Annotated in this window: 21 protein-coding genes; 18 read left to right on the top strand and 3 right to left on the bottom strand. The window is 47.3% G+C overall.

Annotated features, from left to right (window positions below; all coding sequences use genetic code 11):
* The first annotated feature begins 86 nt into the window (after positions 1–86).
* The 5 genes from BMZ54_RS00265 (at position 87) to BMZ54_RS00245 (ending at position 7,960) form a co-directional block, all read left to right on the top strand.
* A complete protein-coding gene (locus BMZ54_RS00265; RefSeq protein ID WP_089906165.1) occupies positions 87–686 on the top strand; it encodes an RNA polymerase sigma-70 factor in 600 nt (199 codons plus the stop codon).
* A 55-nt stretch (positions 687–741) separates the two neighbouring features.
* Complete coding sequence (locus tag BMZ54_RS00260; RefSeq protein ID WP_089906164.1) at positions 742–1,695, top strand: FecR family protein; 954 nt, start codon at positions 742–744, stop codon at positions 1,693–1,695.
* A gap of 43 nt (positions 1,696–1,738) precedes the next feature.
* Positions 1,739–5,161 (top strand): SusC/RagA family TonB-linked outer membrane protein, encoded by a 3,423-nt coding sequence (locus BMZ54_RS00255; RefSeq protein WP_238386438.1) that lies wholly within the window; start codon positions 1,739–1,741, stop codon positions 5,159–5,161.
* Positions 5,162–5,180: 19 nt separating this feature from the next.
* Positions 5,181–6,641 (top strand): SusD/RagB family nutrient-binding outer membrane lipoprotein, encoded by a 1,461-nt coding sequence (locus BMZ54_RS00250; RefSeq protein WP_089906162.1) that lies wholly within the window; start codon positions 5,181–5,183, stop codon positions 6,639–6,641.
* An 89-nt stretch (positions 6,642–6,730) separates the two neighbouring features.
* On the top strand, positions 6,731–7,960 hold the full coding sequence (locus BMZ54_RS00245) for an alkaline phosphatase family protein (protein ID WP_089906161.1): 1,230 nt from the start codon (positions 6,731–6,733) through the stop codon (positions 7,958–7,960).
* A gap of 176 nt (positions 7,961–8,136) precedes the next feature.
* On the opposite strand, the gene BMZ54_RS00240 is transcribed toward BMZ54_RS00245, so the two are convergent.
* Entirely contained in the window at positions 8,137–9,063 is a 927-nt protein-coding gene (locus BMZ54_RS00240) for a TIGR01777 family oxidoreductase (protein ID WP_089906160.1), read from the bottom strand.
* Positions 9,064–9,400: 337 nt separating this feature from the next.
* On the opposite strand from BMZ54_RS00240, the gene BMZ54_RS00235 reads away from it, so the two are divergent.
* The 5 genes from BMZ54_RS00235 (at position 9,401) to BMZ54_RS00215 (ending at position 15,442) form a co-directional block, all read left to right on the top strand.
* Positions 9,401–10,918: a hypothetical protein gene (locus BMZ54_RS00235; protein WP_143080864.1), complete on the top strand. Its 1,518-nt coding sequence runs from the start codon at positions 9,401–9,403 to the stop codon at positions 10,916–10,918.
* A gap of 15 nt (positions 10,919–10,933) precedes the next feature.
* Complete coding sequence (locus BMZ54_RS00230; protein ID WP_089906158.1) at positions 10,934–11,911, top strand: hypothetical protein; 978 nt, start codon at positions 10,934–10,936, stop codon at positions 11,909–11,911.
* A 176-nt stretch (positions 11,912–12,087) separates the two neighbouring features.
* The gene (gene purQ / locus BMZ54_RS00225; protein ID WP_089906157.1) at positions 12,088–12,780 is read left to right on the top strand and encodes a phosphoribosylformylglycinamidine synthase subunit PurQ; all 693 of its coding nucleotides are present in this window, start codon (positions 12,088–12,090) and stop codon (positions 12,778–12,780) included.
* 46 nt (positions 12,781–12,826) lie between these two features.
* Positions 12,827–13,282 carry a protein-disulfide reductase DsbD domain-containing protein gene (locus BMZ54_RS00220; RefSeq protein WP_089906156.1) on the top strand — a complete coding sequence of 152 codons (456 nt, stop codon included), beginning with the start codon at positions 12,827–12,829 and terminating at the stop codon, positions 13,280–13,282.
* 147 nt (positions 13,283–13,429) lie between these two features.
* Positions 13,430–15,442: a protein-disulfide reductase DsbD family protein gene (locus BMZ54_RS00215; protein ID WP_089906155.1), complete on the top strand. Its 2,013-nt coding sequence runs from the start codon at positions 13,430–13,432 to the stop codon at positions 15,440–15,442.
* A gap of 81 nt (positions 15,443–15,523) precedes the next feature.
* Here BMZ54_RS00215 and hisS read toward each other — a convergent pair whose 3' ends face one another.
* Together hisS and BMZ54_RS00205 are read right to left on the bottom strand one after the other, a co-directional pair.
* Positions 15,524–16,873: a histidine--tRNA ligase gene (gene hisS / locus BMZ54_RS00210; RefSeq protein WP_089906154.1), complete on the bottom strand. Its 1,350-nt coding sequence runs from the start codon at positions 16,871–16,873 to the stop codon at positions 15,524–15,526.
* A gap of 133 nt (positions 16,874–17,006) precedes the next feature.
* On the bottom strand, positions 17,007–17,444 hold the full coding sequence (locus tag BMZ54_RS00205) for a low molecular weight protein-tyrosine-phosphatase (RefSeq protein WP_089906153.1): 438 nt from the start codon (positions 17,442–17,444) through the stop codon (positions 17,007–17,009).
* 580 nt (positions 17,445–18,024) lie between these two features.
* Here BMZ54_RS00205 and BMZ54_RS00195 point away from each other — a divergent pair.
* From BMZ54_RS00195 to BMZ54_RS00160, 8 genes are all read left to right on the top strand, one after another.
* The gene (locus tag BMZ54_RS00195; protein WP_089906151.1) at positions 18,025–18,942 is read left to right on the top strand and encodes a substrate-binding domain-containing protein; all 918 of its coding nucleotides are present in this window, start codon (positions 18,025–18,027) and stop codon (positions 18,940–18,942) included.
* A gap of 37 nt (positions 18,943–18,979) precedes the next feature.
* Positions 18,980–20,707, top strand: a complete 1,728-nt coding sequence (locus BMZ54_RS00190) for a tetratricopeptide repeat protein (RefSeq protein ID WP_143080863.1) — start codon at positions 18,980–18,982, stop codon at positions 20,705–20,707.
* 157 nt (positions 20,708–20,864) lie between these two features.
* Positions 20,865–22,610 (top strand): tetratricopeptide repeat protein, encoded by a 1,746-nt coding sequence (locus BMZ54_RS00185; protein WP_143080862.1) that lies wholly within the window; start codon positions 20,865–20,867, stop codon positions 22,608–22,610.
* A 244-nt stretch (positions 22,611–22,854) separates the two neighbouring features.
* The gene (locus BMZ54_RS00180) at positions 22,855–23,247 is read left to right on the top strand and encodes an NADH-quinone oxidoreductase subunit A (RefSeq protein WP_089906148.1); all 393 of its coding nucleotides are present in this window, start codon (positions 22,855–22,857) and stop codon (positions 23,245–23,247) included.
* A 56-nt stretch (positions 23,248–23,303) separates the two neighbouring features.
* Complete coding sequence (locus BMZ54_RS00175) at positions 23,304–23,867, top strand: NADH-quinone oxidoreductase subunit B (protein WP_089906147.1); 564 nt, start codon at positions 23,304–23,306, stop codon at positions 23,865–23,867.
* Positions 23,868–23,900: 33 nt separating this feature from the next.
* Positions 23,901–24,404: an NADH-quinone oxidoreductase subunit C gene (locus tag BMZ54_RS00170; RefSeq protein WP_089906146.1), complete on the top strand. Its 504-nt coding sequence runs from the start codon at positions 23,901–23,903 to the stop codon at positions 24,402–24,404.
* Between the two features lie 105 nt (positions 24,405–24,509).
* On the top strand, positions 24,510–25,727 hold the full coding sequence (locus BMZ54_RS00165) for an NADH-quinone oxidoreductase subunit D (RefSeq protein ID WP_089906145.1): 1,218 nt from the start codon (positions 24,510–24,512) through the stop codon (positions 25,725–25,727).
* An 82-nt stretch (positions 25,728–25,809) separates the two neighbouring features.
* Positions 25,810–26,301 carry an NADH-quinone oxidoreductase subunit NuoE family protein gene (locus tag BMZ54_RS00160; protein WP_089906144.1) on the top strand — a complete coding sequence of 164 codons (492 nt, stop codon included), beginning with the start codon at positions 25,810–25,812 and terminating at the stop codon, positions 26,299–26,301.
* Positions 26,302–26,327: the final 26 nt, after the last annotated feature.

Genomic DNA, 26,327 nt, shown 5'->3' with positions numbered 1-26,327 from the left:
CATATTTACCTAAATTTAATACTACCTTAATACTCCGGTAAAGGTCATTTCCGACCTTTGGCGTTTGTAATTTGATACCTCTGTACATGCAGGAATATGTACCAAAAATAAGGGAAGGGAATGCAGCCGCTTTCAGAGATCTGTTTTACGCAGTAAAGGATCCGCTGTTCGGCTATGCCTGTAAGCTGTGCCGGTCCCCGGAGCTGGCAGAAGAAGTAGTGCAGGAGGTATTCATGAAGCTGTGGATCAACCGCCTGCAGCTGAAAGAAGAGCTTTCCATCAAATCTTATCTCTATACAGCTACCAAACACACGGTATTTAACTTATTGAAAAAAGCCGCCCTGGACGAAAACCTGCGTCAGGCCATTTTTTACCGCCAGCCTGCCTCGCTCAATACTACAGAAGAAGCTATTTCCCTGGCAGAGCTGCAGCGCTGGAATAATCAGGCGCTGGAACAGCTGCCGCCACAAAGAAGGTTGATCTACTCCATGAGCCGCATTGACGGCCTTTCCCACGAAGAAATTGCCAGCAAGCTGGGTTTATCCAAGAACACGGTAAAAGACCAGATCACAAAAGCCAGCCGTTTCCTGCGTACACAATTCCATACCCATTACGACAGCCACGACATGATTGTGCCCCTGCTCATTATCACCAGCTGCCAGGTAATGCTGCATGCAGGCGCCTGAAAAAAATTTTCAACCAGGATCGTCCCTTTTAACCGCCGGATTGTATTAATACAAAATGGATATCAGAGAACTGTTCATAAAACATGCGCAAGGCACCTGTACAGCGGAGGAAAAAGCCCTGCTGGTAGCCTGGTTGCAGGAAAATGAGGATGCCGCAGCGCTGCCTGATCCGGAAGAGCTGATGGCAGTAATCACCCTGCCGGTGCTGGAAACAGCTGCTGCAGAGCGTATGCTCGAGAACATCCTGGAAACGCCTGTATTGCCGATACGCCGTAACTACCGGCCGCTGATAATCCGTTGGGTGGCCGCTGCTGCCGTGGTATTGGGCCTGGTAGCCACCACATTATGGTGGTACCGCCCGCATGCACAGTGGGTAAGTGTGCGCACACCCTATGCTCAAATGCGCACCATTACCCTGCCGGATGGCAGCGCCATTCACCTGAATGCTAACTCTGAGCTGAAATACGATAGTAACATGCAGCGCAGCAATGCGCGTGAGGTATGGTTGCAGGGCGAAGCCTTTTTTGAAATAGCCCCCGCCGCTGCACAGTTCACCGTACATGCAGGCCAGGGCTTAGAAGTAGCCGTATTGGGCACCCGGTTTAATATAACACATAATGATAGTAGCATACAGGTAGTACTGAACAGCGGACGGGTAAGCGTAAAGGCTGCCAACAACAGCCCCATGCTGCTGTTGCCCGGCGAAATGGCGGTATACCATGGGGGCGCACAAAGCTTGCAGAAACAGGCAGCAGACACCCTGGTGCTCACCGGCTGGAAGGATCATGTACTTACCTTCCACCAGACCAGCCTGCAGGAAATTGCAGGGTTAATACAACGTCACTTTGGCGTGCAGGTGGTATTCACTGCACCGGAGCTTAGCAGGCTGCAATTTACAGGCACCGCGCCTGCAGGCAACCTCGAGCTGCTTTTATCTATTCTTGAAAGATCGCTTGATATCAGGGTCAATAAAACAAACGGGCAAGTAGTGATCCGGCCGGCTCACTGATCTATTTGCCTGCCAACATTCTTCATCGGAAAAAAATATGGTTATGCACAAAACGCTACTTATAAAAAGAGTAGTAACAGGCATTATTATTTTGTATGCATTGGGTTGTTGTTTGAACCCCATCTATGCACAGCAGAATATGATGGCAAAGGCCGGCACAGCGAACTCCCGGCTTTTGCACCCGCTGGAAGCAGTGTTACTGCAGCTGGAAAACACGCACAAAGTAAAATTTAACTACAACAGCAATCTCCTGTACGGCAAAACCGTAAGCGACGCCATTTACCGTAAAGTAACGCAGGAGGAGCTGCAAACCGCCCTGCCACAGCTGCTGCACCCCTTAGGGTTAACCAGTGAGCTGGTGTATGGCAACTACTACGCCATACACAGCATAGCCGGTGAGCAAACAGCCGAACAGCAGGTAACAGTAAGCGGCAATATTACCGACGCTACTACCGGCACGCCGTTACCCGGCGTAACCATTACCGTTAAAGGGAAAACCAAAGGCGCCGTTACAGATGCTAACGGGCATTTTTCCATACCCCAGGTAGCTGCTACGGATATATTAGTGGTGAACTTTATGGGCTACAAACCTGTGGAGATCACGGTTGGCGGGCAAACCACCATTAACCTGGCATTACAGCCCGATGTATCGGGCCTGAATGAGGTGGTAGTAACCGCCCTGGGTATACAAAAAGAAAAGAAATCACTGGGATACGCGGTGCAGGAGGTGAAAGGTGAAAGTATGACGCAGGCCAGGGAACCCAACTTGGTTAGCTCCTTAACCGGCCGTGTGGCCGGCCTTACCATCCGCAGCTCTACAGACCTTTTCCGGGATGCAGGCATCTCCCTCAGAGGACAAAAACCCCTGATGGTAATTGATGGTATTCCCGATCAGCAGGCAGATATGTGGAAGGTGAACCCGGATGATGTGGAAAGCATTAACGTGCTGAAAGGCCCCACTGCTTCTGCATTATACGGCTCCATAGGGCAGTACGGCGCTATTATGATCACTACCAAACGTGGTAAGGGTAAAGACCTGGCAGTGGAATTTAATTCCTCTACCATGTTCCAACCCTCTTTTATACGCATACCCAAAGTCCAAAGCACTTATGGCAATGGCTATAAAGGCAAATATGCGTATGTGGATGGTTCCGGCGGTGGCACAGAGGGTTCCGGCTGGATCTGGGGTCCTAAGCTGGATCAGCCCGATCCAAGCACGCCCAGTGGTTATTGGGAAACACCGCAGTATAACAGTCCTATAGATCCCAATACCAACCAGCGGGTGCCGCTGCCCTTTATAGCCCGCGGTAAGGATAATGTGAAGAATTTTTTCAGAACAGGCATTATCTCCACTAACAACATCAGTGTTACCAAAGGCAGTGATAAAGGTAATTTCCGGGCATCAGCCTCTCATATTTATCAAATGGGAGTGGTACCAAATACGGATCTGAACAACAGCTCCTTCAGCTTATCAGGTGACTACAATTTAACTGACCGGCTGAATGTGGATGCACGCATCACTTATAACCGCCAGTACACTGATAATTACCCGGAAGTAGGCTACGGCCCCGGTAACTACCTGTATAACCTGGTTTTATGGACTGGCGCTGATGTAGATATCCGCGACCTGCGCAACTACTGGCAGCCAGGCCAGGAAGGCATTCAGCAAAAACACTATAACCAGTCGTGGTATAACAATCCTTACTTCCAGGCATATGAGCTGCTGAACGGTTATTATAAGGACAATACGTTTGGCTCTATGGCCCTGAACTATACGTTCAATAAGGATTTTAGTGCTAAATTCCGTACAGGTGTTAACAGCTATGGTTTAACCTCCAATGTAAAGGAGCCTAAGAGTTATGTGCGTTACAGCGATAAATCCCGCGGTAACTTTTATGTGAGCAGCGGTAATTATATCGACATTGTTACAGACCTCATTTTGCGGTATGAGCATACCTTCAGCAAAGACTTTGCAGTACATGCGGAATTAGGCGGCTCCAACTACTACCGCAATTACCGGTACCAGTCGTCTAATACAGATGGGCTGTCAATACCCCAATTCTATAACCTCAGCAACTCAACCAACCCGGTACAGGGTACCAATGGGCTGGAAGAAAGGCGTACCAGCAGCGCCTATGGTTTTGTGGACCTGGAATATTTAGGAGCGTTTTACCTGACGCTCACCGGCCGTACCGATAAAATATCCACCCTGCCGGTAAGCAACAATACGTTCTTTTATCCTTCCGTATCCGGCTCCATACTCGTGTCTGAGCTGGTAAAGCTGCCGCACTGGTTCTCTTACCTGAAAGCACGCGGCTCCTGGTCAAAAGTGTCCAGCGGTTTGCTGGATTCGGATAATAACTATACCTACAATTACCTGCCCGCTTATGACCGGGGCATTAAGTGGAATGGCACGCCCTCGCTCACTTACGGCGGCGCGCTGCAGAACCCTGATCTGAAGCCCCGCACCTCTGCCTCCTGGGAAGCCGGCCTGGAAATGAAGTGGTTCGGCAACCGTTTGGGCTTTGATGCTACCTACTACCGTATACAGGATTACAATAATATTGTGAACATCAATGTATCCGGTACCAGCGGTTACACCTCCCGCCGGGAAAATGGTAATAAGTATTTACGCAAGGGTATAGAGTTTGTGTTAACGGGCACCCCTGTACGCAGCAAGAATTTTAGCTGGGATGTGCTGGTGAATTTCAGCAGCTATCACCGTTACCTGCAGGCCATTTTCAATAATGAAGCTGTGCTGGGTAAGCTGAAGGCAGGAGACCGGGTTGACCGCATCTTTGCATCCGTATATGAAAAAGACCCGCAGGGCAATATTGTATATCAGACCAATGGTTTTCCGAAAGATGATCCCTTTACGCGATATGTAGGTAACGACGATCCGGATTGGGTGTACGGTGTGGAAAATACATTCCGGTATAAGAATTTTTCGCTGCGTTTCCTGGTAGATGGGCGCATTGGCGGATTGATCTACTCCACCACCAATCAGAAAATGTGGTGGGGTGGTACGCACCCCGGCACAGTAAACCAGTTCCGCGATGATGCTAATGCAGGGCAGGCCACCTATGTTGGCCAGGGTGTAGTAGTAACCGGCGGTGATATCCAGTATGATGGGGCAGGCAATATTGTTAGCGACAGCCGCAAGTTTGCACCCAACACCAAAGCCGTGAACTATATTGATTATATGGTGAACACCAGCAACGCTGCCAACACCCGTTACAATTACTATTCAGAAACCTTCTTAAAGCTGCGGGAAGTGAACCTGACCTGGCAGGTACCGGAAAAATGGATCAAAGGCACCTTCTTCCGTTCCGCTTCCGTAGCCCTGATAGGCCGTAACCTGCTGCTGTTTGCCAAGCTGCCAAATGTAGATCCGGATACCGGGGTAGATGACCTGCAAACACCCTCTATGCGCAGCATGGGTTTCAATGTGAATTTTAAATTCTGATCATCAAAGCAAGTAAAGTATGCGAAAGATATTTGTAGTTATTAACCTGCTGCTTATAACCGGTTTGGTGAGCTGTAAGAAGTTTGAGGCTTTCCAGACAGATCCCAACAAAACCACGCAGGCCTCACCGGACCTGCTGCTTACCGGTATAGAGATCGATGCTTTTAATGAGATAAGCCTGTCCGCTGCGCTGGCATCGCGCCAGATGGCCTATACGGACGGGGTAGATAATAACCAGTACTACGGCTGGCAGCGCTCAGGGTATGGCGATTATGATAACCTGCGCCAGGTAGTGCAGATGGAAATAGAAGCCCAGCGGGTAAATAAGCCGGTGTACCTGGCATTAGCCAAATTTTTCAGGGCCTATTTTATTATGCGTCTTACCCTGACTTTTGGCGATGTGCCCTACAGCGAAGCATTACAGGGCAACGAGAAAAATTTTACACCAGCCTATGATAAGCAGGAGGATATTTTCCTGAAAGTGCTGGACCAGCTGAAAGAAGCCAACAGTGCGCTGACGGACGATGCAGGCACCATACAGGGCGATATAGTGTACAAAGGCACCATTAAACAGTGGAAACAGCTGATCAACAGTTTCAGCCTGCGGGTGCTCATCATGCTTTCCCAGAAAGAAGGCAACACAAAGCTGAATATCAAACAACGGTTCAGTGAAATAGTGAACAACCCGGCGCAGTATCCTTTATTTACCGGTAATGCCGACAACGCACAGCTGGTGTTCTATGACCTGCAGGATGACCGTTATCCCTTCTTTAACAACAACGGTCTGCAAACCGCTTATTACATGGAGGAAACTTTTGTGAACATGCTGAAAGGGTTAAAAGATCCGCGTTTGTTCCGTATGGCAGCTAAAGCGCCCATCCATTCCGGGCTGGCAGATGATGATTTTAATGCCTACGGTGGTGTTATGGGCAGCGCTACTATTGACGAGAACTCTACCCGGGTAGCAGCGGGGCAGGCATCTAAAATAGATGAGCGTTACTACCATGACCCCGTGAATGAGGCCAGCACCGCTATGGGATATGCAGAGCTGCAGTTCATACTGGCAGAAGCGGTGGTGCGCGGCTGGATCAGTGGCAGCGCCAGCGATTATTATAAGAAAGGTATACAGGCCTCTCAGGAGTTCTATAAAACAACGCCGGACGCCATCACCGCCTACCTGGCCCAACCGGCTGTACAGCTGCAGGCAGGGCAGGAGCTGAAAGCCATTATTACACAAAAATACATTGCCTGTTTTGTGAACACCGGCTGGCTGCCCTTTTATGAGCAACGGCGTACAGGCTTCCCCGTGTTTGATGTATCCGGCGCCGGTGTGCTTAACAACCACCAGGTACCCAAACGCTGGATGTATCCTGAAAATGAGTTTGACCTGAACCGTGAGAATGTAACTGCCGCCATTAGCCGCCAATACCCCACAGGGGATAATATTAACGGACAAATGTGGTTACTGATCAAAGAATAAACTATGAGGCTGACTAAAAGGATGTAAAATGTTCACAGCATTTTACTTTTACATTCTTTTAGTCAGCTGCTTTTTAAAACCATGTAAGTATGAAAAAGATCATATATACCTTCCTGTTAGTGCTCTCAGGTCTTACCCTCTACGCCCAGCAAGGCGCCCGTAAGGCGGTATTTATTATCGTGGACGGTATTCCGGCAGATGTAAAAGAAAAAGTTCCCACCCCGCACATGGACAGTATTGCAGCGGTAGGCGGTTATACCCGCGCTTACGTAGGTGGGGAAAAGGGCGGTTATTCTCAAACACCCACTATTTCCGCAGTAGGCTATAACAGCCTGCTCACAGGCGTTTGGGTGAATAAGCACAATGTATGGGATAACGATATTGCCGCACAGAACTACCATTACTGGAGCCTGTTCCGCTATTTTAAAGCGGCTTACCCGCAAAAGCAAGCCGCTATTTTCTCTACCTGGCTGGATAACCGTACCAAGCTGGTAGGCGATAGCCTGCAGCAAACCGGGTACCTGCATATAGATCATCATGTGGATGGGCTGGAGCTGGATACGGTACAGTACCCGCATGATAAAAGCAGCCAGTACATTCACCTGATAGATGAAACCGTGACCAACCAGGCCGCAGCCTACCTCCGTACCAATGCGCCGGACCTTTCCTGGGTGTACCTGGAATACAGTGATGATATGGGCCACCGTTTTGGCGACAGTGAAAAAATGTACGATGCCGTGAAGATGGTAGATGACCAGGTAGGCCGCATCTGGAGCGCCATCCAGTACCGCCGTAAACAGTTCGGGGAAGATTGGCTGATCTTCATTACCACGGATCATGGGCGCGATAGCGTAACCGGCCGGGGGCATGGCCGCCAGTCGGACCGGGAACGTACCACCTGGATGGTAACCAATGCGCAGCAGCTGAATGATTGTTTTAAGCATGGCCAGCCGGGTATAGTAGATATTATGCCCAGCATTGCCCGCTTTATGAAAATTAATATCCCTGAAGCAAACGCCCGGGAAGTAGATGGGGTGCCGCTTATAGGCCCTGTATCCCTGGTACAGCCGCAGGCCGTGTATGCAGATGGCAAGCTACAGCTGCAATGGAAGGCCATGGCTAAAAAAGGAAAGGTGAAAATATGGGTAACCACTACCAACCGGTTCAAAGAAGGCGGCCAGGATGATTACCAGCTGCTGGCACAGGTGCCGCTGGAACAGGAAAAAGCAGTAGTAGACGTACAACAGCTGCCCAAAGGCTTTTATAAAGTAGTGCTGGAAGGCCCGGATAATATGGTGAACCGGTGGATCGTGAAATAATTTTCAATTACGAATTACGAATTGAGTTGAGCGGGGAAGAAATAGTGCATGCATAAAGAGTTTTCTGCATCCGATGCCTGGCATTATGCATCAGGCATTGTGCATTTAGATTTCCGCGTTCAGCATTTAACTCAACACATTCGGCCAATTCGTAATTCGTAATTGACAATTCGTAATTATTGCAGCAGTTGTTCCATTGCTGCACCAATCTCCGGGTAGGAGAACTGGAACCCGGTGTCCTGTATCTTCTGGCAGGATGCGTTGACGCTTTTTAATACCTCCGTGCTCATCTCACCTAAGCCCAGCTTCAAAGCAAAGGCAGGTACATGTACAGAAATAAAACTTTTGCCCTTCGCCACCTTGGCCATGGTCATGATCAGGTCCTTATGCTGTACCGGCTTTGGCGCCACGGCATTAAAAATGCCGGTTAAGCCCGGGTTTACAATTGCATTAAAGTAAAGGCGTACCAGGTCGTGCAGGTGTATCCAGCTTACCCATTGTTCCCCGCTGCCCAGGATGGTGGCAAAACCAAACTGCAGGGGTTTATAAAATTCTTTTAGTGCACCGCCATTTTTGTTTAAGGCTATACCGGTGCGGAAGATCACTACTTTTTTATCCAGCTGTTCCATTTGCAGGGCGCCCGCTTCCCAGGTTTGGCAGGTATTGCCCAGGAAATCTGTGGCAGGTGGATCCATTTCTGTAAAAGGGGGAAGGCCGTTATGATTTTCACCATAATAACCGGTGGCGGAAGCGCTGATGAATTTACGCACCTTATTAGGATGCTGCTGTAACGTATTGAATAACAGCTGGCTGCTTTGAACGCGGCTGTCTACGATCTCTTTTTTATAGGCACTGGTCCAGCGGTGGCCGGCTACATTGGCCCCGGCCAGGTGCACAATAAAATCAGCCGCCTGCACGGCCGCCAGATCTATGGCCTGCTGGCGCACATCCCAATGAGCATAGGTGAGCAGGTTGTTAGCGGAATTGGTGTGCGCATGTGGTTGACGGCTTAGGACAATTACATGATATCCATGTTCGGTAAGCAGTTGAGTAAGCGCTTCTCCAATAAATCCCGTACCCCCGGTAATTAACACTGTTTCCATCAGGCAAAGAACGGTTCTGAATTAAATTTATCTAAATGTACAGAATAAAAGTAAATAGTCCATGGTCCACAGGCCATGGTCCATCGCCTTTAGCGTATGACAGGTTTTACAGGTACAGGCAGCAGCCGTGCATCATTGCCTTCGTCCATTCATCCGTAGTACAAGTAGTGCCGGAGTAGGCTATGAACTATGGACCATTGACTATGGACCACATACTCTTTGCGAAAAGCAAATTTTCGTGTAGGTTTGACTGTAAAATTTTTCCTATGGGTATGGCCCGTCGCCTACAACAATATAGAATGAATTTACGTTACCACATTATTTAAAACATATACCGATGCTATACCGATTTTCTCTCCTGGCTTGCCTGCTTTTGTGTGGCGGATCACTCATGGCCCAAAAAATAGCCTACTCAGAACCGGAACGGGATGATTATAAAAGCACTGAATTTGAAATTATAGGCCGGGTAGGCGGTAACATCATGGTGTATAAAAGTGACCGGGGTGATAACGCGGTGTCCGTATATGACAACGCCATGCAGCTGAAACAGCGGGTAAAGCTGGACTTTTTACCCCGTAAGATCATCAGCATGGATTTTGTGGCCTACCCCAACAAGGTGTTCATGATCTACCAGTTCCAGCGTAAGGATGCCGTGTACAGCGTTTGCGCCACCATGAACCCCGAAGCCAAGTTTGAACAATCTCCTGTCGTAATAGACTCTACCCGCATTGGTTTTTATTCCAAGGAAAACAAAGTGTATTCCGTAGAGTATTCAGAAGATAAGGCCCGCATCCTGATCTACAAGATCAACCAGGATAAGGAGGACAACAACGTGTTTTACACTTTCCAGTATGACAGCTCTTTCAACTTTGTAAATAACAGCCGGCTTTCATTGCCTATGGAAAAAAAGAGCTTTCTCAGCAATTTTAACCTTTCCAATAATGGCGACCTGATATTTACCAAGCTGGAACGTACCAGCAACCGGGATTATACCGTGAATGGGGAGCTGGTGATCAAAAGGTCCGCAGTAGATTCCTTTGAGATCACGCCCATGAATCTGCAGAACCAGCTGCTGGATGAGGTAAAAATGAAGCTGGATAACAACCAGCACCGGGCCCTGATCACTGCTTTTTACTACAAACAGAAGCGGGGCAATGTGGAAGGCCTGTACATCAGCAAATATGACTATGAGCAGAAACAGAAGGTATTTGAAAAGCTGGCCCAGTTCTCCAATGAGCTGAAAATGAACGCCCGTGGAGAATCCTCTACCAATGCAGCTTTCAACGATTATTTCATTCGTAAGATCATTAATACCAAAGACGGAGGGTTCCTGTTAACGGCAGAATCGTTCTACACCACCTCCCGCTACCAGCCCTGGAACCGCTGGAACTATATGTACGGCCCATACGGCGGCATGTCGTACCCGTACTCCTATTATTATTCCCCGTATTCCCCCATGTATTATAACCCCTGGGGATGGAATAACTCACAGGGGAACCGCTACCACTATGATAATGTAGCTATCCTGTCATTTGATAATGAGGGTAACCCGCAATGGAGCAATTTTGTACGCAAAAGCCAGTTTGATGATGGGGCCGACCTGTACCTCTCCTATATAATGGTGAACATTGGCAGTGAGCTGCGTTTCCTGTATAATGAGCTGGACCGCCGTAACTATATCTTAACGGATAATAGCATCCAGCCGGATGGTAAGATCAGCCGCCTGCCTACCCTGCGCAACCTGGACAAAGGGTTTACCTGGATGCCCCGCTACGGGAAGCAGATCAGCAGCCGCAGCGTACTGATACCCTGTGTTTACAGGAATTATATTTGCTTTGCAAAAGTTGACTTTTAATCACACCTTTGCACCGTGGTAAGATTTTTCCGCTCCGGCAATCCATTAACGGTATTGCTGCTGTTAATATATACGTTACTGGTTAAGTTTTTCTACCTGTTACATCCGTCAACCTTTATTGCAGACGGATCAGAGGGGCTTTTGTACGACCTGCTGGTAAAATGGCTGCAGGTGCTGGTAGGCAAAAGCCCGCTGTTCTTTACCTCCATAGCTATCCTGCTGCTGTTCCTGCAAACGCTGCTACTCACCAGGATCATTAACCACCACCGCCTGTTTCCCAAATCCACCTATCTGCCGGCAATGAGCTACCTGCTCTTTACCTCTTTATGGCAGGGCTGGAATGTATTTTCACCGGCCTTGCTGGTGAACTGTATTATGCTGTGGGTATTTTCCAGTACAACGGAGCTGTATACACGCACTTCCGCAAGGGATGTAGTATTTAATATAGGTTTTGCGCTGGGTATTGCCGGCTTGTTCTACTTCCCGGCCATTGTATTTTGCGTGCTGCTGCTTATCAGCCTGCTTATTATGCGGCCCTTCCGGCTGGCAGAGTGGATCATTGCCCTGCTGGGGCTCATATGCCCGCTGTACCTGCTGGGCACTTACCTGTTCATCACCAACCAGGGGGCTTTGCTGAAAAGGATCCCCCGTATAGGTTTCAGCCTGCCAATTATAAGTGATTATAAAGCATGGGGCGCTGTAATAGTCAGCCTGTTCTTCTTTATCCTGGGGTGGATGCTGTTACAGCGCCCGCTCAAGAAAATGCTGATTCAAACACGTAAAACCTGGGCTGTGCAGATCGTTTTTGTGATGGTGGCTATCCTGGTGCCTTTGTTTAATGTGCATTTTTCACCAGACTATTGGGTGCTGGCTATATTACCTATTTCTATGTTCGTGGCCAATGTATACTGGACCATTACCAATGAAACGGTAGCCAATATCATCCACTTTATTACGCTGGGCTACGTGGTTGTAATGCAGTATTTTAGTTAAAAAATGAATGCCGGCTTACCCGCGGGGTATAAGAATAATATATATAGAACTATTTGTCAGTGCATTAGCATATCAACCTGTTAGCACATGCTTAGATTAGTATAGACGGCTATGGAAATGTGCGGACGGCTCCCTAATTTTGCAATTTACCTGTATTATTGATTAAAGATTTTCACATGAAATTTGGTGTTGTCACCTTCCCTGGTTCTAATTGTGACCATGATATGATAGATGCCCTGCGTTATGACCTGGGGCAGGAAGTTATAGAATTATGGCATAAGGATAAAGACATTAGCACTTTTACCACACAGGACTGTATTATACTACCGGGTGGCTTTTCCTATGGCGACTACCTGCGTTGCGGGGCCATAGCCAGGTTCAGCCCTATGATGCAGAGCGTAATTGAATTTGCCAACAAAGGCGGCCGTGTAATAGGCGTATGTAACGGTTTCCAGATCCTGTGTGAAGCCGGTTTGCTGCCGGGCGTGCTGCTGCGTAATGAGAACCAGCAGTTCGTATGTAAGAATATCTTCCTGAAAAGCGAAAATACCGCCACCTCCCTCACTAAAGATGTAACCGGTCGTCCGCTGATGATACCGGTGGCCCATGGCGAAGGCCGCTATTATGCAGATGATGCCACGCTGGACAGCCTGTTCAAGTACAACCAGGTGCTGTTCCGCTACTGCGATGAGTTTGGCAATATTGTGGACGCTGCCAACCCGAACGGCGCCCTCCGCAGCATTGCCGGTATCTGTAATAAGGAAAGGAATGTTTTTGGCATGATGCCACATCCGGAGCGTGCTACCAGCGCCGCTCTGAATAATAGGGACGGTCAGCTGATATTCCAGAGCCTGATCGCAAATAATTAAGACACCAAAACCAGAACCAACCAACCATTTAAAAAGAAAATTGATTATGAAGAAACTGTTCACTGCACTGCTTTTGTTTGCCTTGCCCGTATTGGCAAGTGCGCAGATCGAAAATCCGGTAAAATGGAGCTTTGCATCCAAAAAGATCAATGACAAGACCTATGAGCTGCATATGACAGCCACCATAGATCCGGGATGGCACCTGTACGCGCAGGAAGCCGGTGAAGGACCGGTGCCTACCTCCTTTAAGTTCAGCAAAAACCCGCTGGTAGCTGCTACCGGCCGCATAAAGGAAGATGGTAAGCTGCACAAAGCGTTTGATAAGAACTTTGATTCTGAATTAAAATATTACGAGAACCAGGTAAACTTTGTACAAACCGTTACCATTAAAGGCAAAGCGGCTACCAAAGTAAAAGGCTCTGTTGAGTTCATGGTATGTGATGATCACCAATGCCTGCCGCCCAAAGAGATTGAGTTTGCAATAGGCGTAGGAGGGAAGTGAGGCAGTATTTGACTCATCATTTGTAACTGGCAGTTTGCAGCCAGCAATCAGCCGTGAATGAAATAAGATGCAACACTTTTCCATTCACTGCCCATTGCAGCCCTGCGGACTGCCATTTTTTTATTTAAAGTTCCGTGATAAACCACCATGAAGCACTTGTTCGTATTTCTACTATACATGCTGGGCGCCACTGCAGTAGCCCATGCGCAGGATTCCACGGCTCCCGTGGTAAAATGGCAATATTCCGCTGAGAAAAAAAATGACGGCGAATATGTGCTGCACCTGAAAGGTACTATTGATAAAGGCTGGCAGCTGTTTTCCACCACCATGAGCGATGATGAGCCCAACACCCGCGTGGTGCTGGATACCACCGCCGCAGCTACCGCTACCCTAACAAATGTAACAGAAGCCGGTAAATTGAATAGCCGTAAAGAGCCGCTGCTGGATAATGCCAACATCAAATTCTTTGAGAACGAAGTAGAGCTACTGGCCACCGTAAAGCTGAAACCCGGCGCCAATAAAGTCGCCGGCAGTGTGAACTTTATGGCCATTAAGGGCGAAGAAGTAGTGGGTCCGGAAGAAACAGCCTTTAAATTCAACCTGGATGCAGCCGGTAACTTAACCAGTGTAGCAGCCGGCTTACAGGAATCAAGCGATGCTGCACAAACGCTGAAACGCAATAATATTGTACTGGACAGCCCTGCCAATACCTGCGGTGGTATTGGGCATGAGGGAAAGAAAAGCCTGTGGGGCATTTTCATACTGGGTATGCTGGGTGGTTTCATTGCCTTGCTAACACCCTGTGTGTTTCCCATGATCCCGCTCACCGTTTCATTCTTTACCAAAAAAACAAAGGAAAAAAGTAAAGGGGTAATGAATGCCTCTTTGTACGGCTTTTTCATTTTCCTGATCTATGTATTATTAAGCCTGCCCTTTCACTTTTTAACTTCCCTGAACCCGGAAATACTCAATAATATTTCTACCAACATCTGGCTGAACCTGGCCTTCTTTGTGATCTTCATTGTATTTGCCATTTCATTCTTCGGTTACTTTGAGATCACCCTGCCCAGCGGCTTAGCCAGTAAGGTGGATGCTAAGACCAGCGTAGGCGGGGTTATTGGCATTTTCTTTATGGCGCTTACCCTGGCGCTGGTATCTTTTTCCTGCACAGGTCCTATATTAGGTTCCCTGCTGGCAGGCTCCCTTTCAACAGATGGTGGGGCCATGCAGCTAACCATGGGGATGGCCGGTTTTGGTTTTGCGCTGGCATTACCTTTTGCCGTTTTTGCCATGTTCCCCGGCTGGTTAAATTCAATACCTAAATCCGGCGGCTGGTTAACAACGGTGAAAGTGGTGCTGGGCTTTCTGGAAGTAGCCATGGCTATTAAGTTCCTTTCCAATGCAGACCTGGTAAAACACTGGGGCCTGTTAAAGCGGGAAGTGTTCTTTGGCATCTGGATCATCATTGGTGTTTGTATTGTATTATACCTGCTGGGTAAGATCCGTTTCCCGCATGATGCGCCGCTGAAGAAATTGAGCCCAACCCGTTTGGTGTTTACGCTTATTTTCGCGGCATTTACACTATACCTGTTACCGGGTGTTACCAACACGCCTTATGCAAACCGTGCCTTGATCAGCGGTTTCCCGCCGCCCTTAACCTACAGTGTGTATGGAGAGGATGCCGCCAAAGGAAAAGGCGTGGAAGCCAATGTGGTCAATGATTATGAGAAAGCCTTACAGCTGGCCAAAGCGCAGCACAAACCCTTACTGCTGGACTTCACTGGCTGGGCTTGTGTGAATTGCCGTAAGATGGAGGAAAATGTATGGCCGAAGGATGAAGTAAAAACAATTATCAAAGACGATTACATACTGGTATCCCTATACGTAGATGACCGTAAGCTGCTGCCGGAAGATGCGCAGTTCCTGTTCACTACCGGTACAGGCCATAAGAAAGAAATAAAAACAATAGGGGATAAGTTTGCCACTATGCAAACAGAAAATTTCAGCAATAACTCGCAACCGTTCTATGTGTTAATCAGCCCCGATGAAAAATTGCTTACACGCCCGGTAGGTTATACGCCGGATGCAAAAGCATATGCCAGCTGGCTGAAATGTGGGCTGGAAGCGTTTAAGAGCAGTAATGTTGCGATTAATAAATAAAGTAAAAGTAAAAAAGCAAAAATTAAAAAAGACGCGGATGATCTTCGCGTCTTTTTTAATTTTTGCTTTTTGCTTTTTTATTTAAAACGCAAACCCTAACAATTCACCAGCTGCAATCTTCTGCTGTTCGCCGGTTTGCAGGTTTTTAATACTCAGCATATTTTCCTGCAGCTCACTTTCCCCAATGATCACTACATAAGGAATACCGCGTTTATCCGCATACTTCATTTGCTTATCCATTTTGGCCTGCTCATGAAATACTTCTGCCGCAATACCTTTATCGCGCAGCTGCATTACATGGTTAAACGCCACCGGTAAAGCCTGCTCGCCTAAATTCAGGAATAATACTTTGGTGCCTTGTTGCGCAGTAGAAGGGAACAGCTGCAGCTCCTCCAGCACATCGTAAATACGGTCTACCCCAAATGAAATACCTACGCCAGACAAACCCGGCAGGCCAAACAACCCGGTAAGGTCGTCATAACGGCCGCCGCCGCCAATGCTGCCCATTTTTACCGCTGCCGGCGCTTTGGCTTCTACGATCATGCCGGTATAATAATTCAGCCCGCGTGCAAGCGTTACATCTACGATCGGGGCCTCTTGAAAACGGCCTAAACCACTGTTCAGCACAAACGATAATTCTTCAATGCCTTTTTGCGCGACAGTTGAACCCTGCAACAAGGTTTGCAATTGCTGTAGTTTTTCAGTGTTGTTGCCCTCAATGCGCAGGAAGTTGTTGATTATGTCCACATCTTGTTGGCTCAGTCCGCGATTTAATAATTCCTCATTCACACCAGCCTCGCCAATTTTATCTAATTTATCAATGGCAATGGTAATGTCCATCAACAGTTCGGGTTTCCCGATCTTTTCAGCCAGGCCGCTTAAGATCTTGCGGTTATTTACCCGCACTTCGTAGCCCTGCATTCCCAGTTTAGTGAATACCCGGTCGTAGATCATCAGTAATTCTACTTCATTCAGCAGGGAGTTGCTGCCCACCACATCAGCATCGCACTGGTAAAACTCGCGGTAGCGGCCTTTTTGCGGCCTGTCGGCCCGCCACACAGGTTGCATCTGGTAACGTTTAAAAGGCAGGGCCAGCTCATGCTGGTTCATCACTACGTATCGTGCAAAGGGAATGGTGAGGTCATAACGCAACGCCTTTTCACAGATCAGGGTAGCCAGTTCCCGGCTATCCTTGGCTTGTTGCGCACGGCCTAAGATCTCGCCATTGTCCAGTATCTTAAAGATCAGTTTATCACCTTCTTCTCCGTATTTACCCGTCAGTGTACTCAGGTTTTCCATGGCTGGTGTTTCCAGTGGCTGAAAGCCGAACAGCTCAAACGTTTCGCGGATGGTTTGAAAAATATATTGCCGCTTCTTCACCACTGCCGGCCCAAAATCACGTGTGCCCTTGGGAATGCTGGGTTTTATCATTGAATTAATAATTAAGAATTAATGATTAATAATCAAGAACGATCATGTTAAACGAAAAATCAAATACTGCAAAGAACAATTAATATGGAATCCTAACCGTACTGCTGCTACTTCCTCCACGATTATTAATTATTCATTTTTCATTATTAACTATCCGCTCACACGCCTTATATATCATCTGGTATACGGGCTCAAAAAGTTTATCGTCATACCAGGGATCAGGGACTTCCTGCTGGTTGGCCAGCAGCAGTTGCACCTTCGCCCGGTCGGCTTCACTGCGGGCTTTCCGCAGTACATCGCGGTAATTGTCCAGGTCCATCACATAAATGCGGTCAAACTGCTGAAAGTCTGCCACACCAAACTGCCTTCCCCGGAGCCCTGAAATATCCACCCCGTGCTGCCGGGCCACTTTTACAGAGCGGTGATCCGGTGGGTCGCCAATATGCCAGCTGCCCGTGCCTGCTGAATCAATATCCCAGTTAAGTCCCTTTTTTTGTGCCAGCTGTCGTAAAACGCCTTCTGCCAGCGGAGAGCGGCAAATATTGCCCAGGCATACCATTAATACTTTCATATGAGCGCCCGGTTTGGCCGGGACCGCAAACCTACAAGATTTTACGGGAAGTCCCTATATGGAAAATAGGTGCGGCCCGCATCTATTTATCAAAGGCCGGCACATACAGCCACTGCATTAACGGTCGCTTAACACCTTCATACCCAATTGTTAAATATATTAACAATAAATAAGGAACAAAAAAAGTTAATGCCCGCAAAGCCAGCAGCAACGGCCATTTTAACACATATAGGCCCGGAGTTTTAACATTTTACTGGCTTTGAATATGTGAGATTAAAAAAATAATTTTTGTATAATTGTAACTTACTATCATGCTAATGCAACAGGAAAGATCAAGTAACAGGCGGATACAGATAGCGTACCGCCCACTGGGGGAATTGTTAAGAGGTATATTTTTTCTGCTCTTTGGACTCTTTGCCTTCTTTGCTGAAAAACTGGGTTTAGGCAACTTTAGATTGGACCCATGGGTGATGAATATTTTTGGTGCAATACTGGTGGCGTATGGATTATTTCGTGTGTACAGGGGTATTAAGCAATTATTTTTTGACAAACGAACAGAAGAAAACTAACCGGCTATATTATGTTTTTGAAAGGAATAAAGCATAAGGCGGCCTGGCTGGCATTGTTGGCTGGTGGCCTGTTTGCATGCAACAATGGCGGTAATGGGAAGCAACCTTTGGATACGCCCACAACAGGCACGATCCATATTAGTGTAGATGAAACGTATGAACCGCTGATAGAAGCAGAGCTGAAAGTATTTCACTCCCTGTATCCCAAAACAAAGATTGTGGCGGAATATAAACCGGAGGCGGAATGTTTTAAAGATCTTTTAAATGATAGTGCGCGCATGGTCATTGTCACGCGCGAATTAACGGATCAAGAAAAAGCCTACTTTAAAGAGTTAAAGATTACTCCGCAAAGCATGCTGCTGGCCTGGGACGCGCTGGCGCTGGTTACTAACCATGAGAATCCTGATTCCATTCTAACTATGGATCAGGTACGCCACGTTATGGATGGTACCGACACAGAACGCAAATGGCAAATTGTTTTTGATAACGAAAATTCCAGTACCGTAAGGTATATACGCGATTCCCTGAATAAAGGAAAACCGCTGCCGCCTAATACCATGGCGGCTAAAACTAATCCGGAAGTTGTGGACTACGTTACAAAGAATAAAGCCGCCATCGGTGTGATCGGTGTGAACTGGATCTCTGATCCGAATGATTCTACATCGATCGAGTTTACCAGCAAAGCTACGGTAGTAAAAGTGCGGGCCGACTATGGCTCCGAATTTGTAAAGCCTTACCAGGCATACATTGCTACCGGCTCTTACCCGCTGAAACGTGGTTGCTTCTTTGTGCTCAGAGAGCCCTATCGGGGCTTAGGCACGGGATTTGCAACCTTCCTCGGCAGTTATGAAGGCCAGTTGGTGATTAAGAAATTCAGATTATTCCCTGCTAAGATTAATGCGGTGTTCAGGGAAGCCAATATTCAATAAAGCAAAAAAACACAACACAACTAAAACCAGATTGCTCATGAACAGACGGAAAAGCTTAATTGTAGCATTGCTGTGCGTCGCGAATGGCGTAATGGCTCAATCTGTAGAAGATGGCTTAAAGGACATGTACTACGGTAAATACAAATCTGCCAAAGAAACATTTGAAAAAGTAGCCGCCGCTAAACCAGATGAGAGAGCATACTACTATATGGGTATTGCAGATCTGAGCCTGGAAAATAAAGATGCTGCCGCTGCTGACTTTCAGAAAGGATTACAGGCTATCCCCAACTCACCTTTATTACAGGTAGGTATGGGCCGTATAGACCTGATCAACAATAACGCAGCTGCAGCCAAACAAAAATTTGAAGCTGCTGCTACTGCTACCCAAGGCCGTAATGGCGATGTAGCCCGCGCTATTGCGGACGCTAACTCCTCCATAAAAGGCGGCGACCATGGTTATGCGCTGAGCACCATGGAAAAACTGCTGAATAACGAAGGCCGTAAAAAGAAAGAACAATATACTGCTACTGCAGCTGATTATATTGAGCTGGGTGATGCTTACCGCGTACTGGGTGGTGAAAATGGTGGTAAAGCCATTTCCACTTACGAGAAAGCGCTGGAGCTGGAACCTAATAATGCAGAAGCGATCATGAAACAAGGTTTGGTGAACTACAACGCCAAACTGTTACAGGAAGCAGTGAACGACTGGACCAAGGCTACCAATACCGATCCTAAGTATGCACCTGCATTCTTTGAGCTGTTTGAGTTCTACATCACACCTAAAAAGAATCAGCTCTCCTGGGATAAAGCAGCAGAATACCTGCAGAAATATATGGAAGTAGGGGACCCTGCTGATAAGCTGAAAAATGAATATTACCTGGCCGCCATCTCTTTCTATAAGAAAGATTATGATGCAGCTATCAATAAAGCAAAAACTGTATTACCGCAGGTACCTGCTGAAGAAAAAGGTAAATTCACCCGCCTGCTGGCAGATGCTTACCTGCAGAAAGGTGATTCCATGACAGCAAAACAAACCATCGACGAATACGTAAAAACCGCTGGCGAAAGCAAGCTCGAACCTAACGACTATAAGCTGCTGAGCGAAATTTACGGCCGCGTAAAAATTAAGGACAGCGTGCAGGCTGCAGTGGTTGATTCACTGGCTTCCCTGTACCTGGAAAAATACGCTTCCCTGGATACTACCAAGGACGTAGACCACTACCGCGAAGTAGCAGAGAAATTTAAGAGCCTGCGCGATTATGACCGTTCTGCTGAATGGTATGGTAAGCTTACCACAGACTTTACTGATGAGCAGAACACTGGCAAGATCCAGGATTATTTCTGGAAAGGCACCATGGAGATCTACGCTAACAAGCCTAAAGATGCGGATTCTACCTTCGGTACTTTCGTAAGCAAATATCCCACTCAGGAAGCGCTTGGCTTATACTGGAGAGGCCGTGCCAACATGCTGAATGATAAAGAAGCAAAAGAAGGTTCTGCAGTACCTTACTTCACAAAATTCTTTGAAGTAGGTGGCGAAAGTAAAGTAAAACCTAACCTGCTGATGTATCCTTATCAATACATGATGATCTATTATTATAATAAAGAAGATAAAACCAACCTGAAAACCTGGATGGATAAGGTTTTATCACTGAACCCGAATGATCCTGCTGCCAAGCAGATCCAGGAGAACCTGGCCAGCACTGCAAAAAGCAATGCTAAACCCGGTCCCAAACCTGCTAAAGAAGGTCAGAACAAGAAATAATTTTTCCAGTTAGAATATTTTTCCTGAAAAGGGGAGTGCCGTCAAAGCGCTCCCCTTTTTAACTTTTTAATAGTTCCGGTTCCGCCCGATTTTTGTTATATTACAGTAAGAGTAAAGGATAAGGAGACAACTGGTTTATATCACAAAATCAGACCGCATGAGACAGCAACTTTTTATTGCAACGTTACTTTGCATTGCTAATAACATAATGGCTCAATCCATAGAAGATGGGCTGAAGGATCTGTATTACGATAAATACGAATCTGCCAAACAAACATTCACTAAGCTGAGTGCCGCCAAACCCGACGACCGTGCCTATTATTATTTAGGTATGGCGGAGCTGGGGCTGGAAAACAAGGATGCTGCCGCTGCTGCCTTTCAGAAAGGATTGCAGGCCGTACCTAATTCCCCGCTGTTACAGGCGGGCATGGGCCGTATTGATCTGCTAAATGGAAATGCCGCTGCCGCCAAACAAAAGTTTGAAGCAGCCAGTACAGCCACACAGGGGGCTAATGGCGATGTGGCGCGGGCCATTGCAGATGCTAATACGGAAGTTAAAGGGGGCGACCGGGGGTATGCCATGACTATCATGGAAAAGCTCCTGAACAATACCGGGCGTAAAAAGAAGGATCAGTATACTGCTACTGCAGCGGATTATATTGAGCTGGGAGATGCTTACCGTGCCCTGGGTGGGGAAAATGGCGGTAAAGCCATTACCACCTACGAAAAGGCCCTGGAGCTGGAACCTAACCGGGCAGAAGCCGTCACCAAACAGGGGCTGGTAAATTACAATGCCAAGCTGCTGCAGGAAGCGGTGAATGACTGGACCAAGGCTACCACTATGGACCCTAATTATGGCCCGGCATATTACGAATTATACCAGTTTTACATTACGCCCACTAAAAACCAGCTTTCTCTGGAGAACGCTGCCAAATATCTGCAGAAATACATTGATGTGGTAGGCGCCGGCGCCGGTAAGCTGGAAAATGAGTACAACCTGGCTGCCATCTCCTTTTATAAAAAAGATTATGATGCGGCCATTGCTAAAGCAAAAAGCGTATTGCCACAGGCAACGGATGCCTATAAAGGCAAGTTTACCCGCCTGATGGCCGATGCCTACCTGCAAAAAGGCGATTCTGTAAATGCCAAGAAAACGATGGATGACTACACGAAAGCTACTCCACCGGAAAAGCTGGAAGTGCTGGACTATAAGCTGCTGAGCGCTATTTATGGCCGGATAAAAGCCCCGGACTCTACCCAGCAGGCCGCTCTTAATAAACAGTCGCTGGAATACTTGGAAAAATACGCGACCCTGGATACCACTAAAGATGTGGCCCGCTATGAAGATGTAGCCAAGGCTTATATTAACGTGGAAGCCTTTGATAAGGCCGCGGACTGGTATAAGAAAATAATAGACCTGAAAACACAGCAAAAGGAAACGCTGGGTGCGCTGGACTATTATAATGTAGGACAAAACTACTTCCGGGCAGCCGGTAACACCACTCCGCCGGATACCCTGATGCTGAACCGTGCAGATAGCGCTTTTGGCGTGCTGGCCGAAAAGTTTCCGGACATTACCACCGGTGTTTACTGGCGGGGCTCGGTAAATGCGGTAAAAGATCCGGAGGCTAAGAAGGGACTGGCAGTGCCTTATTACGAAAAGTATATTACCATGGCCGAATCCGATCCTGCCAAGAACAAGGTAGGGCTGGTGAAAGCTTACACCTATATTATGGTGTACTATTATAATAAGGAAGACAAGCCCAACCTGGAAAAATACATGAATAAGCTGCTGGCGCTGGATCCCACCAGCGAGGCGGCCAAGCAGATCAAGGAAAACATTTCCAATACTAATAAAACGGCCCCCAAGGGCCAGTCCGGCAACAGATCCGGGCATAGATAAAAGATAATTCATTCGTAATGAATGGTTAACGATGTGTGCCACACCCAAGCGGTGTGGCATACTTATTAAAACGCGGTTAACACGCATTAAAAATCATTGCATACGGGGCATCACAGCGTACCGCCGGGGTTTTTAAGTTTCCGTTTGGTAAAAAAAGATAATATTTTAGACGTTCACAGATTTGTATTTTGCCGTTTGTTGCAGTACTTTTGCACATTCGCGTGAACGTTTTATTGGGAAGCTTATGTTTTTAGACATTGAACTATTGTCAGCAACTACTCCTTTCAGCTATTTTCCTATTGTTTTGCAGCTTTTGGCTGCCGTAGGCTTCGTAGGCATTACCATGCTGGCAACGCATTTCCTGGGACCGAAAAGGAAAACCAAAGACAAACTGATTAACTTTGAAAGTGGAATAGAACAGATCGGGAATGCCCGGCAACCTGTGGCTATTAAATATTTCCTGACTGCCATCCTGTTTGTACTGTTTGATGTAGAGGTGATCTTCTTCTACCCCTATGCAGTAAATTTTAAGGAGCTGGGCTGGGACGGATTTTTTGCTATGCTGATGTTTGTAGCGTTCTTTATGGGCGGCTTCTTTTACATTATTAAGAAGGGCGCCCTGAAGTGGGAGGATTAAGAGAAAAGTAGCAATACAATTATAAACCGTATTTAAATTTTTAGGAGGGATTGTCTATGGCACGTCCGGTTTCGCATAATACAAAAGTGAAGATGGTGGAAATGCCCGAAGGGTATTCCAGTGAGGGGTTTTTTGCTACCTCTTTTGATAAGGTAATTGGGTTGGCGCGTAAAAACTCAATCTGGCCGTTACCTTTTGCCACATCCTGTTGTGGTATTGAATTTATGGCCACAGCCGCCTCGCATTATGACCTGGCCAGGTTTGGCTCTGAGCGTATGGCTTTCACGCCCCGCCAGTGTGATCTGCTGATGGTAATGGGTACCATTGCCAAAAAAATGGGGCCGGTATTGCGCCAGGTATATTTGCAGATGGCAGAACCCCGCTGGGTAATAGCCGTAGGCGCCTGCGCATGCAGCGGTGGTGTGTTTGATACGTATTCTGTACTGCAGGGTATAGACCAGGTAATACCGGTGGATGTATATGTACCGGGTTGTCCGCCCCGGCCGGAGGCTATCCTGGACGGTTTTATGCGCATCCAGGACCTGGTAGGCCAGGAAAGCATGCGCCGCCGTCACTCACAACGTTACCAGGATCTGATGAATGAATATGGCATCCAGTAAATCAAGAATCGTAAATCGTAAATCTGAAATCGGATGTCTTTGACAAACGACTATATAAAACAAAGATTGGTTGAAAAGTTTGGAGAGGCCTTAACCAATTTTGAAGAATCTTTTGGCGTACTGTCCTTTGCAGCACCTGCCGCCCTCAACCTGAAAGTAATGCAGTTCCTGTACGATGATGAGGAGCTGCAATTCCGTTTTTTAACAGACCTTACTGCGGTGCACTATCCCCACCAGGTAGATGCAGAACTGGCCGTAGTATACCACCTTTATAACTTCCGCGAAAAAGTACGGCTGCGTTTTAAGGTATTTGTTCCTGTTGCAGCACCTCAGGTATTTACAGCTACCAAACTATTTGAATCCGCTAACTGGATGGAACGGGAATCTTATGATTTCTTCGGGGTTGACTTTGTAGGTCACCCGAATCTAAAACGTATCCTGAATGTGGATGAAATGACGTATTTCCCTATGCGCAAGGAATTCCCGCTGGAAGACCAGAGCCGTATAGATAAGGATGACGAGATGTTTGGACGCTAAATCAATTAACAATTAATAATTAATAATGAATAATCGCATTGCAGTGAAACACCTCGACACGAATTCTTCATTCTTCATTATTAATTCTTCATTATTCATTTGACTATGTCAGAGCAGCAACATATACATTTGCCGCAAGGCTCCGTGGAAAAGCAAACCACCACGCTGAACCTGGGTCCTACGCACCCGGCCACGCATGGCGTGTTTCAGAATATACTGGAAATAGATGGTGAGCGGGTAATGAGCGCAGAATCTACCGTAGGGTATATTCACCGTGCATTTGAGAAGATCGCAGAACGCCGTCCCTATTACCAGATCACGCCGTTAACAGACCGCCTGAACTACTGTTCTTCCCCTATTAACAACATGGGCTGGCACCTGACCGTAGAAAAGCTGTTAGGCATTCAAACACCTAAGCGGGTGGATTACCTGCGTGTGATCATTATGGAGCTGGCCCGTATTACCGATCACCTGATCTGTAACGGGGTAGTAGGGGTGGATACCGGCGCTTTTACCGGTTTCCTGTACCTGATGCAGTTCCGTGAGCTGGCTTATGAGATCTATGAAGAAGTGTGCGGCTCCCGTCTTACCACCAACATAGGCCGTATAGGCGGTTTTGAAAGGAACTTTACACCGGTTGCTTTCCAGAAAATAGAAAAATTCCTGGCAGAATATCCTAAAGCGCTCAAAGAGTTTGAAACCCTGATGACCCGTAACCGCATTTTTGTGGACAGAACTACCGGGGTAGGAGCTATCAGCGCAGAAAGGGCTATGAACTATGGTTTTACCGGGCCGAACTTACGGGCCGCCGGTGTAGACTATGATGTAAGGGTAGCACACCCCTACAGCTCTTACGAAGATTTTGATTTTACCATACCTGTAGGCAGCACCGGCGACTGTTACGACCGTTACCTGGTGCGCAATGCAGAAATGTGGCAAAGCCTCAGCATTATACGCCAGGCAATGGATAAGCTGAAAGGCCTGCCGGAAGATGTGTACCATGCTGATGTACCGGCCTATTACCTGCCGGAAAAACAGGATGTATATAATAAAATGGAAGCCCTGATCTATCACTTTAAGATCATTATGGGTGAATCCGATATTTTACCGGGCGAGCTGTATAACGCTGTTGAAGGCGCTAACGGGGAGCTGGGTTTCTATTTGATCAGTGATGGCGGCCGTAGTCCGTACCGTTTGCATTTCCGGCGTCCTTGCTTTATTTATTACCAGGCCTACCCGGAGCTGGTAAAAGGCGCTATGCTGAGTGATGCTATTATTTGCCTGAGCAGCCTGAACCTGATAGCAGGAGAGCTGGATGCTTAGTAAAGCAAAAGGAAAAACGTAAAAAGAAGAACGGATCAAACCCGTGTTTACTTTTTTGCTTTTCAATTTTTAATTTTTTTCTATGTTTTCAGAAGAGAAACTGAATAAAGTAAAAGAGATCATTGCACGCTACCCGGAAGGGAAGCAGAAAAGCGCGCTGATACCGTTGCTGCACCTGGCGCAGGAAGAGTTTGGTGGCTGGTTAAGCCCGGAGACAATGGATTACGTTGGCTCCCTGCTGCAGATCACGCCTATTGAAGTGTATGAGGTAGCTACCTTTTACAGCATGTTTAACCTGAAGCCGGTAGGCAAATACCTGTTTGAAGTATGCCAGACCGGTCCCTGCATGCTCAATGGCTCTGACCAGATCATTGACTACATAAAGCAAAAGCTGAAGATTGGCGTTGGTGAAACCACGCCGGACGGCCTTTTCACCCTTAAAACGGTAGAGTGCCTGGGCGCCTGTGGTTACGCACCCATGATGCAGCTGGGCAAACACTTCCGGGAGCACCTGACCCCCGAAAAGGTAGATGCAATTATTGCAGAATGCAGGTCAAAAGCAAACGCAAACTAAAGAACAAGTAAGGCGGATAATAAACG

It is taken from the genome of Chitinophaga rupis, assembly GCF_900109685.1.
GTDB classification, from domain to species: domain Bacteria; phylum Bacteroidota; class Bacteroidia; order Chitinophagales; family Chitinophagaceae; genus Chitinophaga; species Chitinophaga rupis.
This window is presented reverse-complemented; position numbering and strand designations above follow the sequence as displayed.

What these genes read in the sequence shown, in the direction of transcription:
- BMZ54_RS00265 (WP_089906165.1), top strand. Translation starts at nt 87, where the DNA reads ATGCAGGAATATGTACCAAAAATAAGGGAAGGGAATGCAGCCGCTTTC.
- BMZ54_RS00260 (WP_089906164.1), top strand. Translation starts at nt 742, where the DNA reads ATGGATATCAGAGAACTGTTCATAAAACATGCGCAAGGCACCTGTACA.
- BMZ54_RS00255 (WP_238386438.1), top strand. Translation starts at nt 1,739, where the DNA reads ATGCACAAAACGCTACTTATAAAAAGAGTAGTAACAGGCATTATTATT.
- BMZ54_RS00250 (WP_089906162.1), top strand. Translation starts at nt 5,181, where the DNA reads ATGCGAAAGATATTTGTAGTTATTAACCTGCTGCTTATAACCGGTTTG.
- BMZ54_RS00245 (WP_089906161.1), top strand. Translation starts at nt 6,731, where the DNA reads ATGAAAAAGATCATATATACCTTCCTGTTAGTGCTCTCAGGTCTTACC.
- BMZ54_RS00240 (WP_089906160.1), bottom strand. Translation starts at nt 9,063, where the DNA reads ATGGAAACAGTGTTAATTACCGGGGGTACGGGATTTATTGGAGAAGCG.
- BMZ54_RS00235 (WP_143080864.1), top strand. Translation starts at nt 9,401, where the DNA reads ATGCTATACCGATTTTCTCTCCTGGCTTGCCTGCTTTTGTGTGGCGGA.
- purQ (WP_089906157.1), top strand. Translation starts at nt 12,088, where the DNA reads ATGAAATTTGGTGTTGTCACCTTCCCTGGTTCTAATTGTGACCATGAT.
- BMZ54_RS00220 (WP_089906156.1), top strand. Translation starts at nt 12,827, where the DNA reads ATGAAGAAACTGTTCACTGCACTGCTTTTGTTTGCCTTGCCCGTATTG.
- BMZ54_RS00215 (WP_089906155.1), top strand. Translation starts at nt 13,430, where the DNA reads ATGAAGCACTTGTTCGTATTTCTACTATACATGCTGGGCGCCACTGCA.
- hisS (WP_089906154.1), bottom strand. Translation starts at nt 16,873, where the DNA reads ATGATAAAACCCAGCATTCCCAAGGGCACACGTGATTTTGGGCCGGCA.
- BMZ54_RS00205 (WP_089906153.1), bottom strand. Translation starts at nt 17,444, where the DNA reads ATGAAAGTATTAATGGTATGCCTGGGCAATATTTGCCGCTCTCCGCTG.
- BMZ54_RS00195 (WP_089906151.1), top strand. Translation starts at nt 18,025, where the DNA reads ATGTTTTTGAAAGGAATAAAGCATAAGGCGGCCTGGCTGGCATTGTTG.
- BMZ54_RS00190 (WP_143080863.1), top strand. Translation starts at nt 18,980, where the DNA reads ATGAACAGACGGAAAAGCTTAATTGTAGCATTGCTGTGCGTCGCGAAT.
- BMZ54_RS00185 (WP_143080862.1), top strand. Translation starts at nt 20,865, where the DNA reads ATGAGACAGCAACTTTTTATTGCAACGTTACTTTGCATTGCTAATAAC.
- BMZ54_RS00180 (WP_089906148.1), top strand. Translation starts at nt 22,855, where the DNA reads ATGTTTTTAGACATTGAACTATTGTCAGCAACTACTCCTTTCAGCTAT.
- BMZ54_RS00175 (WP_089906147.1), top strand. Translation starts at nt 23,304, where the DNA reads ATGGCACGTCCGGTTTCGCATAATACAAAAGTGAAGATGGTGGAAATG.
- BMZ54_RS00170 (WP_089906146.1), top strand. Translation starts at nt 23,901, where the DNA reads ATGTCTTTGACAAACGACTATATAAAACAAAGATTGGTTGAAAAGTTT.
- BMZ54_RS00165 (WP_089906145.1), top strand. Translation starts at nt 24,510, where the DNA reads ATGTCAGAGCAGCAACATATACATTTGCCGCAAGGCTCCGTGGAAAAG.
- BMZ54_RS00160 (WP_089906144.1), top strand. Translation starts at nt 25,810, where the DNA reads ATGTTTTCAGAAGAGAAACTGAATAAAGTAAAAGAGATCATTGCACGC.